This window comes from Rodentibacter myodis (assembly GCF_001999305.1).
In the GTDB taxonomy this organism is placed as follows: Bacteria; Pseudomonadota; Gammaproteobacteria; order Enterobacterales; family Pasteurellaceae; genus Rodentibacter; species Rodentibacter myodis.
In genome coordinates this window covers 178455-195029 of record NZ_MLHQ01000010.1, presented here as the reverse complement: position 1 = coordinate 195029, position 16575 = coordinate 178455, and the positions used below count along the sequence as shown (strand labels likewise).

At 40.4% G+C, this 16575-nt stretch carries 15 protein-coding genes; 10 read left to right on the top strand and 5 right to left on the bottom strand.

Translation table 11 applies throughout. From position 1 onward, the window contains the following. Window positions 1-14 precede the first annotated feature (14 nt). The 9 genes from bioA (at window position 15) to BKL49_RS04795 (ending at window position 8824) form a co-directional block, all read left to right on the top strand. The gene (gene bioA / locus BKL49_RS04835) at window positions 15-1304 is read left to right on the top strand and encodes an adenosylmethionine--8-amino-7-oxononanoate transaminase (RefSeq protein ID WP_167367113.1); all 1290 of its coding nucleotides are present in this window, start codon (window positions 15-17) and stop codon (window positions 1302-1304) included. Window positions 1305-1313: 9 nt separating this feature from the next. Continuing rightward, window positions 1314-2456, top strand: a complete 1143-nt coding sequence (gene bioF / locus BKL49_RS04830; protein ID WP_077423480.1) for an 8-amino-7-oxononanoate synthase — start codon at window positions 1314-1316, stop codon at window positions 2454-2456. A gap of 8 nt (window positions 2457-2464) precedes the next feature. Further along, on the top strand, window positions 2465-3109 hold the full coding sequence (locus tag BKL49_RS04825; protein ID WP_077423479.1) for a pimeloyl-ACP methyl esterase BioG family protein: 645 nt from the start codon (window positions 2465-2467) through the stop codon (window positions 3107-3109). A gap of 2 nt (window positions 3110-3111) precedes the next feature. Then, complete coding sequence (bioC, locus tag BKL49_RS04820) at window positions 3112-3873, top strand: malonyl-ACP O-methyltransferase BioC (RefSeq protein WP_425271869.1); 762 nt, start codon at window positions 3112-3114, stop codon at window positions 3871-3873. Between the two features lie 9 nt (window positions 3874-3882). Then, on the top strand, window positions 3883-4524 hold the full coding sequence (gene bioD / locus BKL49_RS04815; RefSeq protein WP_077423477.1) for a dethiobiotin synthase: 642 nt from the start codon (window positions 3883-3885) through the stop codon (window positions 4522-4524). A gap of 98 nt (window positions 4525-4622) precedes the next feature. Further along, window positions 4623-5306 (top strand): lipoprotein-releasing ABC transporter ATP-binding protein LolD, encoded by a 684-nt coding sequence (gene lolD / locus BKL49_RS04810; protein ID WP_077423476.1) that lies wholly within the window; start codon window positions 4623-4625, stop codon window positions 5304-5306. Next, complete coding sequence (lolE, locus tag BKL49_RS04805) at window positions 5306-6556, top strand: lipoprotein-releasing ABC transporter permease subunit LolE (RefSeq protein ID WP_077423475.1); 1251 nt, start codon at window positions 5306-5308, stop codon at window positions 6554-6556. Before lolD ends, lolE begins: the two co-directional genes overlap by 1 nt. A gap of 108 nt (window positions 6557-6664) precedes the next feature. After that, window positions 6665-7750, top strand: a complete 1086-nt coding sequence (gene aroG / locus BKL49_RS04800) for a 3-deoxy-7-phosphoheptulonate synthase AroG (protein WP_077423474.1) — start codon at window positions 6665-6667, stop codon at window positions 7748-7750. 156 nt (window positions 7751-7906) lie between these two features. Further along, window positions 7907-8824, top strand: a complete 918-nt coding sequence (locus tag BKL49_RS04795; RefSeq protein ID WP_208607800.1) for a LysO family transporter — start codon at window positions 7907-7909, stop codon at window positions 8822-8824. A 40-nt stretch (window positions 8825-8864) separates the two neighbouring features. Here BKL49_RS04795 and BKL49_RS04790 read toward each other — a convergent pair whose 3' ends face one another. The 5 genes from BKL49_RS04790 to BKL49_RS04770 form a co-directional block, all read right to left on the bottom strand. Next, a complete protein-coding gene (locus BKL49_RS04790; RefSeq protein WP_077423473.1) occupies window positions 8865-9188 on the bottom strand; it encodes an HI1450 family dsDNA-mimic protein in 324 nt (107 codons plus the stop codon). Window positions 9189-9253: 65 nt separating this feature from the next. Beyond that, on the bottom strand, window positions 9254-9883 hold the full coding sequence (locus BKL49_RS04785) for a histidine phosphatase family protein (RefSeq protein ID WP_077423472.1): 630 nt from the start codon (window positions 9881-9883) through the stop codon (window positions 9254-9256). A gap of 54 nt (window positions 9884-9937) precedes the next feature. After that, a complete protein-coding gene (gene tdeA / locus BKL49_RS04780; protein ID WP_077423471.1) occupies window positions 9938-11305 on the bottom strand; it encodes a toxin/drug exporter TdeA in 1368 nt (455 codons plus the stop codon). 70 nt (window positions 11306-11375) lie between these two features. Beyond that, complete coding sequence (locus BKL49_RS04775; RefSeq protein WP_077423470.1) at window positions 11376-13307, bottom strand: MacB family efflux pump subunit; 1932 nt, start codon at window positions 13305-13307, stop codon at window positions 11376-11378. A gap of 17 nt (window positions 13308-13324) precedes the next feature. Continuing rightward, window positions 13325-14497: an efflux RND transporter periplasmic adaptor subunit gene (locus BKL49_RS04770; protein WP_077423469.1), complete on the bottom strand. Its 1173-nt coding sequence runs from the start codon at window positions 14495-14497 to the stop codon at window positions 13325-13327. Window positions 14498-14732: 235 nt separating this feature from the next. Between BKL49_RS04770 and glnS the strand changes: the two genes are divergently transcribed. Continuing rightward, entirely contained in the window at window positions 14733-16406 is a 1674-nt protein-coding gene (gene glnS, locus BKL49_RS04765) for a glutamine--tRNA ligase (protein ID WP_077423468.1), read from the top strand. Window positions 16407-16575: the final 169 nt, after the last annotated feature.

Sequence of the window (16575 nt, the reverse complement as noted above, 5' to 3'; positions counted from 1 at the left end):
CGATTGAGAGAATTATGGAAGAACAAAAACTCTTAGAATTTGATCATCAATATATTTGGCATCCTTATTCTTCAATCTATTCAGATATGCCCCTTTATGCGGTAGAAGGAGCAGAAGGTGTGCATATCAAATTAAAGAGTGGTGGCTCATTAATTGATGGTATGTCGTCTTGGTGGGCGGCGCTGCACGGTTATAATCATCCTCGTTTAAACGCCGCTGCGCAAAACCAGTTGGCAAAGATGAGCCATATTATGTTTGGTGGTTTTACGCATGAACCGGCTGTAGAGTTAGCGCAATTATTGGTTCAAATTTTACCACAGGGATTGGATAAGATCTTTTTTGCTGATAGTGGTTCTGTTGCTGTTGAAGTTGCAATGAAAATGGCAATTCAGTATCAATATGCCAAAGGTGAGCCGCAACGACAAAAATTTGCCACGATTCGTTCGGGATATCATGGTGATACTTGGCATGCGATGTCCGTTTGTGATCCAACCACTGGTATGCATCATTTATTTCGTAGCAGTTTGCCGGTGCAGTATTTTTTGCCACAGCCTTGTATAACATTTAATGAATCTTGGAATGACAACGCGATAGCTCCTCTTGCGGATTTATTGGAAAAACATGGGCAAGAAATTGCCGCATTAATTTTTGAACCAGTTGTGCAAGGTGCTGGCGGAATGTATTTCTATTCACCGACTTATCTTGTTAAAGCGCAAGAATTATGCCAAAGACATAATGTATTATTGATTTTTGATGAAATTGCCACCGGTTTTGGACGAACCGGAAAATTATTTGCATCAGAACACGCAGGTGTTTCACCGGATATTATGTGTATTGGTAAAGCCTTAACTGGTGGGTATTTGACCTTATCGGCAACGATCACAACTGAAACAGTGGCACAAATAATTTGTAGTGGCGAAGCAAATTGTTTTATGCATGGTCCTACCTTTATGGCAAACCCTTTGGCTTGTGCCATTGCTGCGGAATCTATTCGATTATTATTAGAAAGTCCGTGGCAAGAGAATGTTCGACATATTGAACAAATATTGCATCAACAACTTTCACCGCTTACAGAAAAAAATTATGTGGAAGGCGTCAGAGTATTAGGCGCAATTGGGGTGATTGAAATGAAAAAATCGGTGAATATGAAAAGTTTAGTCCCGCGTTTTGTTGAAAATGGTGTTTGGATCCGCCCTTTTGGAAAATTGGTTTATGTGATGCCACCTTTTATTATTCAAGATCATGAGTTAATTCAATTAACTCAAGGGATGATCAATGCATTATCACAAGAATATGAAAAATAAAGGAATGAAATGAACTATTTTGAGCAGCAACTAAACCAATTAAAAAATATCAATCAATATCGTTCGCTCCCTAATTTAACGCATCGTGGACGTTATATTGAGCATGATGGGCGGTTAATACTTAATATGTCTTCTAATGATTATTTGGGGTTGGCATCAAATGAAGTATTACGTCAAACTTTTCTTGAACAATATGGCAGAAAATTGCCTGAATTTACCTCTTCATCTTCCCGTTTACTAACAGGTAATTTCCCAATTTATAATGAATTGGAACAGTTGATTGCACAACGATTTCAACGTGAAAGTTGCTTGTTGTTTAATAGCGGTTATCACGCCAATATCGGTATTCTACCGGCATTGACAAGCTCAAAAAGTTTGATTTTGGCGGATAAATTGGTTCATGCAAGTCTCATTGATGGCATTCGATTAAGCCAATGTCAATTTTTCCGTTATCGCCATAATGATTACGAACATTTGCAGCAATTTTTAGAAAAAAATATCGGCAAATTTGACCGCACTTTTATTGTAACCGAATCGGTTTTCAGTATGGACGGTGATGTTTCTGATTTGACTCAATTAGTTCAACTGAAAAAACAATTTCCAAATACGTATCTTTATGTAGATGAAGCCCACGCCATCGGTGTCTATGGCGAAAATGGGCTGGGTATGGCTGAAAAATTTGGCGTGTTGCAGGACATTGATTTATTAATCGGCACTTTTGGCAAGGCTTTGGCATCGATGGGAGCTTATGTAGTCTGCGATGAAATATTGAAAGACTATTTAATCAACCAAATGCGTCCGCTGATTTTTTCTACCGCATTACCGCCAATTAATGTGGCCTGGACCTATTTTCTCTTTGAACGTTTGCCTTTGTTTTCTACTGAAAGGAAACATCTTGCCGAATTAAGTACGTTTTTGCGTGATGAAGTAGAACAATATTCAGGAAAAATGCCAAGTTCTACCTGTATTGTGCCTTATATTTTAGGCGATAATGAATCTACCCTTGAAAAAGCACAACAGCTACAACAAAAGGGTTATTATTGCTTACCTATTCGCCCACCGACAGTACCGGTGGGAACGTCAAGAATTCGTTTATCACTTACGGCAGATATGACCAAAGAAGAGTTGATGCAGTTTGTCGAGTATTTGTAGGTAATAAAATGAAAATAGAATTTGAAGATCACCAAGCTGATAATTTGCTGGTGTATTTTGCAGGTTGGGGAACACCAATTTCAGCCGTTGACCATTTAAAACTGCCTGAAAATTATGATTTATTAATTTGCTATGATTATCAAGATTTCACATTAAACTTTGATTTTTCACCTTATCAAAAAATTCGCATTGTCGCTTGGTCTATGGGCGTTTGGGTGGCAGAGAGGGTATTGCAAAATGTTCAACTTGAGTCAGCAACGGCAATAAATGGGACCGGATTGCCTTGCGATGATAATTTCGGTATTCCTTATACTATTTTTAAAGGGACATTAGATAATCTGAATGAAACCACACGAGCAAAATTTGATCGCCGTATTTGTGGCGATAAAGCAAATTTAGTATTTTATCAGTTGGCACCAAGCCGCGAGTTTAAGGAAATTCAGCAAGAATTGACCGCACTTTTTGAAACAATTTTGCAAGATAAACGTACTGATTTAATTGCTTGGGACAAAGCGATTATCGGTAATCGGGATAAAATTTTTTCACCGTTCAATCAACGTCAATATTGGCTAAATCGTACGACAATCAAGGAAATTGAGGGGGAACATTATCTATTTTCTGCGTTTACCCATTGGTCACAACTATGGGATTAACTATGAAATTTATTGAAAAACAACGCATACAACAACATTTTCAGAAAGCCCTTAACCGTTATGATGCAAATGCTTTAGTACAGAAAAAAATTAATCAACAGCTTATTGCTCAATTAATACCGAATTTGCCTGCTACACCACTTGATCACGTTTTAGAATTAGGTTGTGGAACAGGACTGCTAAGCGAACAATTACAGCAGCAGATACAAGCCAAACACTGGATATTGAATGATTTATGTGATGTAAAAAATTGCCTTCACAAAAGATTATCACAACCCTTTGAGTTTTATTGTGGTGATGCCGAGCAATTTCCTTTTACCAGAAAATATGACCTCATTATTACGGCTTCCGCAGTACAATGGTTTCACCATAAAGCAGAGTTTATTCAGCATTGTAAGGTGGGATTAAAGCCTGATGGATTATTGGCAATCGCTACTTTTGGGCAAGAAAATTTAAAAGAAATTCGCACACTCACGCAAATTGGTTTAGATTATCCCGATTTATCCGATTGGAAAGAGTGGTTACAAACCAATTTTGATTTGCTCTATGGTGAAACAACAACAGAAGAGCTTACTTTTCCGACACCGATAAGTGTGTTACAACATCTGAAAAATACCGGAGTAACCGCAACAGGGAAAGGACATTGGACAAAACAACAACTCAATACGTTTATCAAACAGTATCAACAGCAATTTTCTTTATTATCAAAAAAAGTACGTTTGACTTATCAGCCACTATGGTTGATTGCGCGGTATAAACAATAGGAGTATGTTGTGGGAAAAGTGATTTTTATTTCAGGAATTGATACGGATGTGGGAAAAACCATTGCCACAGGTATTTTGGCAAAGCAATTAATGCTTCAAGGATTTTCTGTGATCACACAAAAAATGATTCAAACGGGCTGTAGGAAAATTGCCGAGGATTTATTGGTTCATCGAAAAATTCAAGGTATTGCATTGACTGAAGATGATCTTAACGGCACAACTTGCCCTTACCTTTTTGAATATCCTTGCTCTCCTCATTTAGCGGCAAAAAGAGAAGCTTATGTAATTGATACAAAAAAGATTGAAAAATCAACCGCACTTTTGGCTGAAAAGTACGATTATGTGCTACTTGAGGGCGCAGGTGGATTAATGGTTCCTTATAATGAATATGATACCTCATTGGATTATATTCAGGCTCAGGGTTATCCTTTAATGTTGGTCACTTCAGGAAAATTGGGCAGTATAAATCATACTTTATTGAGTTTAGAGGCGTGTAAAACGAGAAATATTTGCGTGTTACGCGTATTGTATAACCTTTATCCCGAATATGATCCGATTATTTCTGAAGATACGCGGCGTTATTTAGAAAATTATTTGGCAAGGTATTTTCCTCAGACGCTATTTGAAACTTTTGAAAAGGTTGAGGTTTAACCAGAATTGAGAAAACGTATTAATAGATTTATCTACATTTCTTAATTGTTTACATTAACAAATTTAATATGCAAGTGCGGTTAAAATTAGAGTAAAAAATGAATAATTATCTACTAAAATGTAAAAATATCAGCAAATTTTATCAAGAAGGCGAGCATCAAACTCAAGTGTTGAAAGGGGTTTCTTTCGCAATGAAACCGAATGAATTGGTGGCGATTGTCGGCAGTTCCGGTTCGGGAAAAAGTACGCTTTTGCACACCTTGGGTGGTTTGGATCAGCCAAGCAGTGGTGAAGTGTTTATCAAAGGGCAATCTTTACAAAAAGCCTCCGAATCGGAATTGGCGAAATTGCGTAATCAACATTTAGGCTTTGTGTATCAATTTCATCATTTGATGGCAGATTTTACCGCACTTGAGAATGTGATGATGCCAATGTTGATTGGGGGAATTAATAAAGGGGAAGCAGAAGATCGTGCGGGGAGTATATTGAGAAAAGTGGGGTTGCAACATCGCATTTCTCATCGTCCTTCAGCATTGTCGGGGGGAGAGCGGCAGCGTGTGGCGATTGCCCGTGCTTTGGTAAATAACCCTGCTTTGGTGTTGGCGGACGAACCAACGGGGAATTTGGATCATAGAACCACCGAAAGTATTTTTGAGTTGATTCAAACCCTAAATCAAGAACAAAATATTGCCTTTTTGTTAGTCACGCACGATATGGGATTGGCGGAAAAATTATCTCGCCGTTTAACGATGCAAGACGGTGTGTTGTGGGAAGGGGCATAATGAATACACCTTTTTTTATTAGCTGGCGTTATCAACGCGGTAAACAAAAAAATCCGTTGGTCGCCTTGATTTCAAAATTTTCAGCCATTGGTATCGCCCTTGGCGTAGCGGTGTTGATTGTGGGATTGAGCGCAATGAATGGCTTTGAGCGTGAGTTAAATCAACGTATTCTTGCCGTTGTGCCTCACGCGGAAATCACGGTGAACCCCAATGGGCGTGAGCAAACCATCAATCAATGGCAAAACCTTGCGGATCTATTAAAAACAAATGAAAAAATAACCGCACTTTCACCTTTCGTGAGTTTTACGGCGTTGGTTGAAAACGGCAGTAAACTGAAAGTAGTGCAAGTAAAAGGCGTGGATCACGCGGCGGAAGATAGGGTGAGTTCACTGGGTAAGTTTGTAGAAGGTGAAGGTTGGCAGCGGTTTGGCAAAGAAGGTGGCTTGGTACTTGGCTCGGGCATTGCAAGAGAGTTGGATGTGCAGGTGGGGGATTGGGTTTCTTTATTGATTTCCCAACAAAATGGTGAAGAACAGCTTTCCCAACCGAATCGGGAGCGGATTCAAGTGACCGCAATCTTGCGTTTGGAAGGGCAGCTTGATTATAGCTATGCCTTAATGCCTCTTACGCAAGCGCAGACATTGCTTGGTTATCGGGAAGATCAAATTACCGGTGTTGAGCTAAAAGTAAATGATCCTTTTAACGTACAATCAATTGATTATTCGGCATTAAACCACTATCCACAAATACTTTATTTACAAAATTGGATAAGCAAATTTGGTTATATGTATCGCGATATTCAGCTTATTCGCACGGTAATGTATATCGCAATGGTGTTGGTGATTGGTGTTGCCTGCTTTAATATTGTTTCCACTTTAATGATGGCGGTGAAAGATAAGCAGGGGGATATTGCCATTATGCGTACTCTTGGGGCAAATAACGGCTTTATTAAGCGAATTTTCATCTGGTACGGCTTGCAAGCGGGAATGAAAGGTTGTCTAATAGGGATTGTTCTTGGCGTAATATTGGCGTTGAATTTAACCACGCTGATTCAGGGCTTGGAATATTTACTCGGAAAGAAATTGTTATCGGATGGTATCTACTTTATTGATTTTCTTCCTAGTGAACTTCATTGGCAGGATGTTTTGTTGGTGTTAATGGCGGCATTGGTGTTAAGCCTTTTGGCAAGCCTTTATCCGGCAGGTCGGGCGGCAAAACTTCAACCGGCTCAGGTTTTGAGCAATCATTAGTTAACACGTTAAAAACTTACTGTTGAACTAGTTTACTAGTACATAAAATGAGTGTAGAGTATCCGCAATTTTTAAACACAACATTTTACAATTATAAGAGAGTGATGTATGAAAAAAGAAAAAATCGAAATTGTTGTCGCAAATGATGACACACGCATTGAAAAAGTTGATCAGGTTTTACCGCCAATCGCGTTATTAGAAAAATTTCCGGCAAGTGAAGAAGCTGCCGCATTAGTGAAACAAACCCGCCAAGAAACGCATAACATTATTCACGGCAAAGATGATCGTCTGCTGGTTGTTATAGGGCCTTGTTCTATTCACGATCCAAAAGCCGCCTTAGAATATGCCGCACGTTTAAAACCGTTACGTGAAAAATACAAAGACAGTCTTGAAATTATTATGCGTGTTTATTTTGAAAAACCGCGTACAACGGTGGGTTGGAAGGGTTTAATTAACGATCCTTATTTAAATGATACTTATCGCTTAAATGATGGTTTACGCATCGCCCGTAAATTATTATCCGATATTAATAATTTAGGTGTGCCTTCAGCCGGTGAATTTTTAGATATGATCACACCGCAATATGTTGCAGACTTTATGAGCTGGGGGGCGATTGGTGCGCGTACAACCGAATCTCAAGTTCACCGTGAATTGGCTTCAGGCTTATCCTGTGCGGTGGGTTTTAAAAATGCAACCAACGGTGGTGTGAAAGTCGCATTAGATGCGATTGGGGCGGCAGAAGCGCCACATTATTTCTTATCGGTGACTAAATTTGGTCATTCCGCCATTGTTTCCACAAAAGGTAACGAAGACTGCCACATCATCTTACGTGGTGGCGATAAAGGCCCAAATTATAGTGCAGAAGATGTTGCGAAAGTTTGTGCGGATATTGAAAAATCAGGGCGTATTCCACACGTTATGGTGGATTTCAGCCACGCAAACAGTAGCAAACAATTCAAAAAACAAATGGAAGTTTGTGAAGACGTGAGCAAACAAATTGCCGGTGGCTCAAAACAAATCTTTGGTGTAATGGTGGAAAGTCATCTTGTGGAAGGTCGCCAAGATTTAGTAAATGGTAAAGCCGCCACTTACGGACAAAGCATTACCGATGCGTGTATCGGTTGGGAAGATACGGAAATTTTACTAAAACAGCTCTCCGATGCCGTCATTGCAAGACGTCAAGTAAACGCTTAGTTTTTCACACCTAAAGTGCGGTCAAATTTAGTTCTATTTTGACCGCACTTTTTTGTTTTTACGGTATTACCCATTCAACGTATAAAGAAAAAATAAATTGATTGGTTGGATTGATTCCATTCAGAGATTGAAAAATTTGGCGGGAGGAAATAAACAATGCAAGAGATGATAAGTGGGCTGCTAATGGTTTTAGTGCCATTGTTATTAGGTTATTTGCTCAAAATAAAGAATAAAAGTTACATCACAAAAATTAATCAAATTGTGATGTTTTTACTTTATATCATTTTATTTTTGATGGGATACCTGCTTGGTCAATTAGACAATCTTGAAAAAGTCCTCCCCGTGATTGGTAAAACGGCAGTGATACTTTCAGTGACGATTTTATCCATTAATATAGGCGGGCTTATGTTATACGATCGTTTAAATCCCGCACCACCGCTTAAAACACAGGGTAAAATCGGTTCTCGATGGCACGCTTTTCAGGATTCTTTTAAACTTTTCTGTGCCGTAGTGATTGGGGCATTACTGGGTTGGTTATTAAAATCTCATTTCACCCTGTCGGGCGGAATGAATCTTTATGTATTAATTGCTTTAATCTTTTTTGTGGGTATTCAGCTTCGCAACAATGGTATTGCTTTGAAAGAGGCACTTTTTAATAAACGGGGTTTTCAAACCGCAATCATATTTACCCTCACATCATTATTGGGAGGAATGATCGCCGCCTTTATCTTATCTATACCGATTACTCAGGGGTTGGCATTTGCTTCAGGAATGGGGTGGTATTCTTTATCCAGCGTGGTACTCACCAATGCTTGGGGGCCGGTGCAGGGAAGTATCGCATTTTTTAATGATTTATTACGTGAAATGGTAAGCCTATTTATCGTGCCATTTTTTATGCAACATTTTCGCTCAACCGCTATCGGCATTACCGGCGCAACGGCGTTGGATTGCACTTTACCCATTATTCAAAAATCCGGTGGAATTGAAGTTGTTCCCATTGCTATTTCTTTTGGGTTTGTCACAAATATCTTACCGCCATTATTATTGGTGCTTTTTTCCGGCATCCCACTTTAAAACAAAAGGGAAGTCATCAATGATTTCCCTTGTGTGAACTCTATTTTTTCCAAATAACGTGAAATTCGCGATCTTCTTCACGGTGGGAAATTAAGAATTTGGCGAAAATATCCTCCATTTCATCCTGTTCATTCACCAAGCCAATCCAAACTTCGGCAAATGCTTCGGGATCAATTAATACACCGATTTCTTGCTCCCAATCATCGGCGGTTTCGACAAATTCGACTGCACCGCATTCTTCAAATTGAAGATTGAATAAAATGATGTCGGCAGGATCTAAATTTTCCCCTGCCATTTCTAAGAAAATATCGTAAGCAATATCAATCGCCGTATCGGGGGCAAGTTTTTGAATTTGAGTCGTCATTGGTTTTCTCATTATTAATTATGGGGAAAGGGTGAAATAAAAGTGCGGTCAAATTTTTCGGTGTTTTATTCCAAATGTGTTGCATCATTGACTTTCTCAACACGAAATCCGTTTTCGCTGTCATAATGGACAACACTGATGGCGGTATTGAGCAAAGAGACGGATTTACCCTGTTCACGGTGATTTTGCCAGCTTGCACCGGCAAGTAGGGCAATCAATAGGCGTAGCGTGTGTCCGTGGGAAACAATTAAAATATTGCCACTATTATGAATTTTAATGATGTCTTGTAAGGCTTTCATTACACGCTTGGCAAGTTGCCCGTAGGTTTCACCGCCATTGGTTTCCGCTTTGTAATTTGCCGGATCATTGATCATCTGTTTAAATTCCGGATGTTCACGCAATGGCTCAACCCATTGGCCTTCCCATTTTCCGAAAAATTGTTCGTTTAATCCTTTATGTTGAAAGAGGGGAATATCACGCTCGCCAATGATCAATTCTGCCGTATCAATTGTACGTTTTAAACAGCTGGAATAGGCAGCATTGAAATTAATCTGTTGCAACGCAATACGGGCTTTTTTCGCCCCGAGAATGCCTTGCTCCGTTAAAGGTGAATCGCCGTGACCCTGCATTAGTCCTTGTTCGTTCCAATGTGTTCTGCCGTGGCGAATGAAATAAAAAGTCAGTTGTTTTTTCATTTTTTTTAATACTCTGTCAAAAAATAAGGAAGTCGAAACTTCCTTATTATGTGATTAGCGGGAGTAGTAACCTGCCATTGAGCTATATACCGCATTTTCTGCCTGAATGACGTTATATTTGGCTTGTAAAATGGCAAGTTGTGAGCTTTTTTCCGTGTTTGCGGCATTTAACCATTCACGAAGTTCCGATACGCCGGCGTTATAGCGGTTACGGTAGTATTGCGTAATACGTTTGTTGTAATCGAAAGTTTTTTGTTGGTTGGCAAAGGCATTTTGCGCTTGCGTGAAGGCAAAATAGTTGGTGTCCACGTCATTTAAGGCGGTGGTGATACTTTGTTCATAACTTAAACGCGCACTTTCATAATCGGCTTCGGAAATTTTCACGTTCCATTTTACGGTATTCCAATTTAAGAACGGTAAATTAATACCAATTGTGCCACCTGCAACCGGACTATGGAGGGCATTGCCTACTTTTGTGCCGGTCGAGCTTAAACTGCCGCCCAATGTAATTTCAGGGAACCAGCTTTTTTGTGTGGCTTTCGCATTTTTAAAGGCACTGCTTAGACGATATTGATAGCCTTTCACATCAGGACGGTTGGCGATGGCGGAAACCGGTACATTTAAGTTCACGCCCACATTTTTCACATTCAGAATGTGTGGGAAGGTGATATTTAATGCTTCTTCCGGTTTTAAGTTAAGCAAATTACGCAAGGTTTGTTCTGCGGTTTTGCGCTGGGTTTGATAGTTAATCAAATTGTTGCGTGCGGTTAATACGGATTGTTGTGCTTGATCCACACTGGCGGCATCGGCAACCCCTTGGCTTAAACGGCGTTGCATAATGCTACTGATATCGTTGTAATATTTAATGCTTTCTTCTGTGGTGCTGATGGCGTCATTCAAATAGGCAATTTGATAATAAGTCGTTACCACTGAATTGATTAATGAAAGTTTGGTCGCTTCCAAGTCTTCTGCGGTGGCTTTGTGTGTCCATTCTGCCGCATCGGTGGTATCGGCTAAACGACGCCATAAATCGAGGGTATAAGAGACATTAAGTGAGCCGGTGTGGGAAATGGTAGAACCCGCGCCGGTATCAATACGGCGTTGTGCGCCGGAGGAGGTTGAACCGTTAAATGCCGGCACTAAATCCGCCCCAACCAAATTGGCGTTATAAAGCGCACGGTTTACGGCAACGGCAGCTTTGGCGAGATCTTTATTGTTCAACAGAGCCTGTTCCACCACACGATTGAGTTGGGCATCGTTATAAAGCGACCACCAATTTTCTTTTATATTAAATTGCTTGGTGATTTCTTCGTATTGTTGATAATCCGCTTGGCTGGCTTTGTAAGAATCGCCGATATTGGCGCAGCCTGCGAGGGTTGTTGCCATTACAACGGCAAGGCTTAATTTTTTCATTTTTAACATTGGTTTTTCCTTCATTATCATCGTTAAAAAGTGCGGTGAATTTTAACCGCATTTTGAGGTTTTACAAAATCTATTCACGCGCCAGTGCGGTGATAGGGTTTAACTGTGCCGCACGTTTTGCCGGCATATAGCCAAATATCACGCCGATAAGGGTGGAAAAGACTACCGCCGTAATAATTGACACCGCAGAAAATGCCATTGCAAAATCTTTCATAAAAAGATTAAACAGCAAACCGATTACGCCTGAAAGTAAAATGCCGGTAATACCGCCAATTAAACAAATTAACACCGCTTCAATTAAAAATTGCTGCAAAATATTGGTTTGACGTGCGCCAATCGCCATTCGCACGCCAATTTCTTTGGTGCGTTCCGTCACTGACACCAACATAATATTCATTACACCGATACCGCCCACAATTAACGAAATAAAGGCAATAGAGGAAATGAGCAATTTCATTGTGCCGGTGGTACTTTCAATGGTTTGTTTGATGGTATCGCTGTTCATTACGAAAAAATCTTTTTTGCCGTGGCGTGCTTGCAACAATTCGGTAATGCCTTTTTCGGCAGCGGTAGAATTGATGTCATCGGCGATTTTGAGTGTGATCGAACCAATTTTTTTACTGCCGGAAATTTTATTCATCACCGTAGTGTAAGGGGCATAAACATTCAAAGAGCTGCTTGCGCCACCCATTTGTTTATCGGATACCACGCCGATAATCCGTAGCGGGCGTTTGTTAAAGATCACCACTTTTCCAAGAGGGGATTCATTGGCAAAAATAGCTTTTTGCGCACTTTCATCAATGAGTGCCACCTGATTATTTTCCCGCACGTCTTGTGCCGAGAAAAAATTGCCTAATTTGAGGCTAAGTCCGTCCACATCAAAATATTGTTCACCCACGCCTTTTAAATTGGTGGAAGAAAAGGTTTGATTGCCATAAACCAAGGTGCCACTGGAGCTACTGTTTGGCGTAACACTTTGCACATAACTTTGTTTATTTAACGCATTGGCATCGCTCACGGTAAGATTTTGCATTTGTTCTGCCTTGCGATCGCCAAAGCCTGTACCGTTAAAAATCGTCATTGTGTTTGTGCCAATGCCTTTAATATTTTCTAAAATTTTTTGTTGCGAACCATTCCCAAGGGCAACCACGGAAACCACCGAGGTGATCCCAATAATAATGCCGAGCATTGTCAGCAACGAACGCATTTTATGCGCCACAATGGCACTGACGGACATTCGGAAGGCTTCAATAAGTTGATCTTTGCTGAACCCAAAGTGCGGTTTTATTTTGGCGTGATTTTCGACCGCACTTTTCACTGCTTCTTTTTGTGTATCGGCAATGATTTCGCCGTCTTTAATTTCGATCACACGGTTTGCACCGGCGGCAATATCACGATCGTGGGTGACCATTACAATGGTATGCCCCTCGTGATGAAGTTGGCGCAAAATTTCCATTACATTTTGCCCACTGTGGGAATCCAATGCACCGGTAGGTTCATCGGCAAGGATGATTTCACCACCGTTCATTAAGGCTCGGGCAATACTTACCCGTTGTTGCTGTCCGCCGGAAAGCTGGCTTGGTTTATTTTGCCATTTATCGCCCAAGCCCAGTTTCTCCAATAATTGCTTGGCGCGTTCTAAGCGTTGGGTTTGTGGCATTCCGGCATAAATAGCCGGTAGTGCCACGTTTTCTGCCGCCGTTAAACTGGAAAGCAAATTGTAACGCTGGAAAATAAAACCGAATTTTTGGCTGCGTAAGTCAGAGAGTTGATTGGCAGAAAGTTGGTTGGTTTCTTTGCCGTCAATTTTGTAAGAACCGGAAGTGGCGGTATCAAGGCAGCCAATGATATTCATTAGGGTGGATTTGCCCGAACCGGATTGCCCGATAATTGCTACAAAATCGCCTTTTTCTATTTTCAGTGAAATATTTTTCAAAATATGAACGCGATTTTCACCTTCGCCAAAGTAGCGGTTGAGCTGGTTAATTTCGATAATATTCATTAAATTTCTACCGCACTTTAAAACATTCTCGGGCCACGAACCGCACCGCCCACTTTTTCACCTGCCGCAACTTGTGAGACGATGACGTTATCACCTTCATTTAAACCGGCTTTAATTTCCGTTTGAAAATCATTTTGTACGCCTATTTCAACTTCACGCATTTCCGGTTGATTGTCGGCATTGAGAATATTCACAAAGGTTTTACCGTCTTTATGTTGAATTGCCATATTGGAAACCAACAACACATCTTGCGCATCGGCAATTTTAATATTGTTTTCCGTGGTCATTCCGATACGCAAAGTGCGGTTAGGGTTATCCACGATTAAATTGGCATAATAATAGACCGCACTTGTGCTGCTTGAAGAACTTGAGCTACTTGATGTCGAGGTATTATCGCTTTCTGTTGTGGTGGCGGGATCGACGGAAGAAATCACGCCTTCATATTGCGTATTCGGTTCAGACAAAATTGTAAAACTAACTTTTTGACCAGCCTTTACCTTTGTTATATCGCCTTCCGAAATCTCCGGTTTCACCCGCATTTGGGTTAAATCTGCTACTTTTACAATAGTTGGGGTCGTTTGTGCCGAGTTGACGGTTTGTCCTTCGGAAATTGGAGTCGAAATAATCGTGCCATTAATTGGGGAAGTGATTTTGGTATAGCCCACATTGGTTTCGGCAGTGTTTACTTCAATTTCCGCCTGTTTTATGGATTCTTTTAAGGCATCCACTTCCGCTTTCGCCGCATCAAAGGTGTTTTTGGCATTGTTTAGCTCATCAAGAGAGGTGGCTTTTTGACCGTAAAGTTTTGAATAGCGGGAATAAGCGGATTGTGCCACGTTAAGTGCCGTCTCTTTGGCTTTTAATTGTGCCTGAAAACTCGCAAGGGCGGCTTTTTTGGTATTGAGATCATTAATTTGTGTGGTGGAATCAATATCGGCAATTAAATCGCCTTTTTTGACCTCCTGCCCCAAGGTGACATAAAGTTTGGTGATTTTACCGGAAACCTGAGCCCCCACATCCACTTCATTAATACTGCTGATAGAGCCTGAGGCGACAACGGTTTTTTCAATGTTACCGCGTGTCACTTTTTCCGTTAAATAGGTGGATTGTTGGTTGTTATTGTTTGTAAAAAAATAAAAGGCGGCACCGCCTAAAATTAAGAGTCCGAGTACAAATAAGATTTTCTTCATTGACAATAAATTTCCAATAATGAACGATTGTTCAGTTTGTGTATTTTAATGATAAATTTTCCGCTTTGCACGAAAAATCTTGGTGTGAGACAACATCTTTCTCAAGATGTTTAATCTTACATTTTAAAATTAGCTAAAAATTAGTGGTGCGAAATTCCACATTTTTGCATATCTCGCTTTTTTTTTATAAAACAGATAGAATAGCCGATTATTTTTTTACCCATTTGAGAAAGTTATGAGCAATACCGAACATTCCTTAGAAAATGCGGAAAGCACTCGCCCGCATAATTTTATTACCCAAATTATTGACGAAGATTTAGCAAGCGGAAAACACAATAATGTGTACACCCGTTTCCCGCCAGAACCAAACGGCTATTTACATATTGGCCACGCCAAATCCATCTGCCTCAATTTTGGTCTCGCAAAGGATTACAACGGATTATGTAATTTACGTTTTGACGATACCAATCCTGTTAAAGAAGATGTGGAATACGTGGATTCCATCAAACAAGATGTGGAATGGCTAGGATTCCATTGGGCAGGGGATATTCATTACGCTTCCGATTATTTTGATACACTGTACGGTTATGCCATTGAATTGATCAAAAAAGGCTTGGCGTATGTGGATGAACTTTCACCGGAAGAAATGCGTGAATACCGTGGCACTTTGACCGAGCCGGGTAAAAACAGCCCATATCGTGATCGCAGCGTGGAAGAAAACCTCGCCTTATTTGAAAAAATGAAAAACGGTGAATTTGTCGAAGGAAAAGCCAGTTTACGGGCAAAAATTGATATGGCTTCGCCTTTTATGGTAATGCGTGATCCGGTGCTTTATCGCATTAAATTTGCAAGCCATCACCAAACGGGCGATAAATGGTGCATTTATCCAATGTATGATTTTACCCATTGTATTTCCGATGCCATTGAGCGTATTACCCACTCATTGTGTACGTTGGAATTCCAAGATAACCGCCGTTTATATGATTGGGTGTTGGATAATATTTCTATTGAACGTCCGTTGCCGCACCAATATGAATTTTCACGTTTAAATTTAGAATATACCCTCACTTCTAAACGTAAATTGTTGAAATTAGTGACAGATGGCATTGTAGATGGTTGGAATGATCCGCGTATGCCAACTATTTCGGGATTACGCCGCCGTGGTTATACCCCTGCTTCCATTCGTGAATTTTGCCGCCGCATTGGGGTGACAAAACAGGACAATGTGGTGGAATACAGTGCGTTGGAATCTTGTATTCGTGATGATTTAAACGAAAATGCACCACGTGCAATGGCGGTGTTGAATCCGTTAAAAGTCGTGATCGAAAACTTTGGCGAAAAAGAAATATTAACCGCACCAAATCACCCGAATCGTCCGGAGCTAGGCACGCGTGAACTGCCTTTCACCCGCGAGATTTATATCGATCAAGCGGATTTCCGTGAAGAAGCGAATAAACAATATAAACGCTTGGTGCTGGGTAAAGAAGTGCGTTTACGCAATGCCTATGTGATTAAGGCAGAACGCGTGGAAAAAGACGCCGAAGGCAATATCACCACTGTATATTGTTCTTACGATCCGGCAACCTTGGGCAAAAATCCGGCAGACGGTCGCAAAGTGAAAGGCGTGATTCAATGGGTTTCCGCAGAAGATAATTTACCGGCGGAATTTCGTTTGTACGATCGTTTGTTTACCGTGGCAAATCCAAGTGCGGCGGAAGAGCTTTACGATGTGTTAAACCCAAATTCATTAACCGTTAAACAGGGTTTTGTGGAAAAAAGCCTGCATAATGCCGAAGCGGAGAAAGCCTATCAATTTGAACGTGAAGGCTACTATTGTGCCGACAGCAAAGATAGCCGTCCGGAACATTTAGTTTTCAATTTAACGGTAAGTTTAAAAGAAGGTTTCTAAACCGAATATAAGAAAAAAGTGCGGTGAAAAATGACCGCACTTTCTTTTTTATGACGAAATTGTAGGCTCGAATATCGGTTAAAAATACACAATTTCATTATGTTATTGTTACTTATGCCTGCGTGTCGCCCCTAAGTTTTCATTATAAAATTGCTAACAACGCCTTATC

What these genes read in the sequence shown, in the direction of transcription:
- BKL49_RS04790 (WP_077423473.1), bottom strand. Translation starts at nt 9,188, where the DNA reads ATGACGACTCAAATTCAAAAACTTGCCCCCGATACGGCGATTGATATT.
- tdeA (WP_077423471.1), bottom strand. Translation starts at nt 11,305, where the DNA reads ATGTTAAAAATGAAAAAATTAAGCCTTGCCGTTGTAATGGCAACAACC.
- BKL49_RS04775 (WP_077423470.1), bottom strand. Translation starts at nt 13,307, where the DNA reads ATGAATATTATCGAAATTAACCAGCTCAACCGCTACTTTGGCGAAGGT.
- BKL49_RS04825 (WP_077423479.1), top strand. Translation starts at nt 2,465, where the DNA reads ATGAAAATAGAATTTGAAGATCACCAAGCTGATAATTTGCTGGTGTAT.
- BKL49_RS04795 (WP_208607800.1), top strand. Translation starts at nt 7,907, where the DNA reads ATGCAAGAGATGATAAGTGGGCTGCTAATGGTTTTAGTGCCATTGTTA.
- lolE (WP_077423475.1), top strand. Translation starts at nt 5,306, where the DNA reads ATGAATACACCTTTTTTTATTAGCTGGCGTTATCAACGCGGTAAACAA.
- bioF (WP_077423480.1), top strand. Translation starts at nt 1,314, where the DNA reads ATGAACTATTTTGAGCAGCAACTAAACCAATTAAAAAATATCAATCAA.
- bioC (WP_425271869.1), top strand. Translation starts at nt 3,112, where the DNA reads ATGAAATTTATTGAAAAACAACGCATACAACAACATTTTCAGAAAGCC.
- aroG (WP_077423474.1), top strand. Translation starts at nt 6,665, where the DNA reads ATGAAAAAAGAAAAAATCGAAATTGTTGTCGCAAATGATGACACACGC.
- BKL49_RS04785 (WP_077423472.1), bottom strand. Translation starts at nt 9,883, where the DNA reads ATGAAAAAACAACTGACTTTTTATTTCATTCGCCACGGCAGAACACAT.
- lolD (WP_077423476.1), top strand. Translation starts at nt 4,623, where the DNA reads ATGAATAATTATCTACTAAAATGTAAAAATATCAGCAAATTTTATCAA.
- BKL49_RS04770 (WP_077423469.1), bottom strand. Translation starts at nt 14,497, where the DNA reads ATGAAGAAAATCTTATTTGTACTCGGACTCTTAATTTTAGGCGGTGCC.
- bioA (WP_167367113.1), top strand. Translation starts at nt 15, where the DNA reads ATGGAAGAACAAAAACTCTTAGAATTTGATCATCAATATATTTGGCAT.
- glnS (WP_077423468.1), top strand. Translation starts at nt 14,733, where the DNA reads ATGAGCAATACCGAACATTCCTTAGAAAATGCGGAAAGCACTCGCCCG.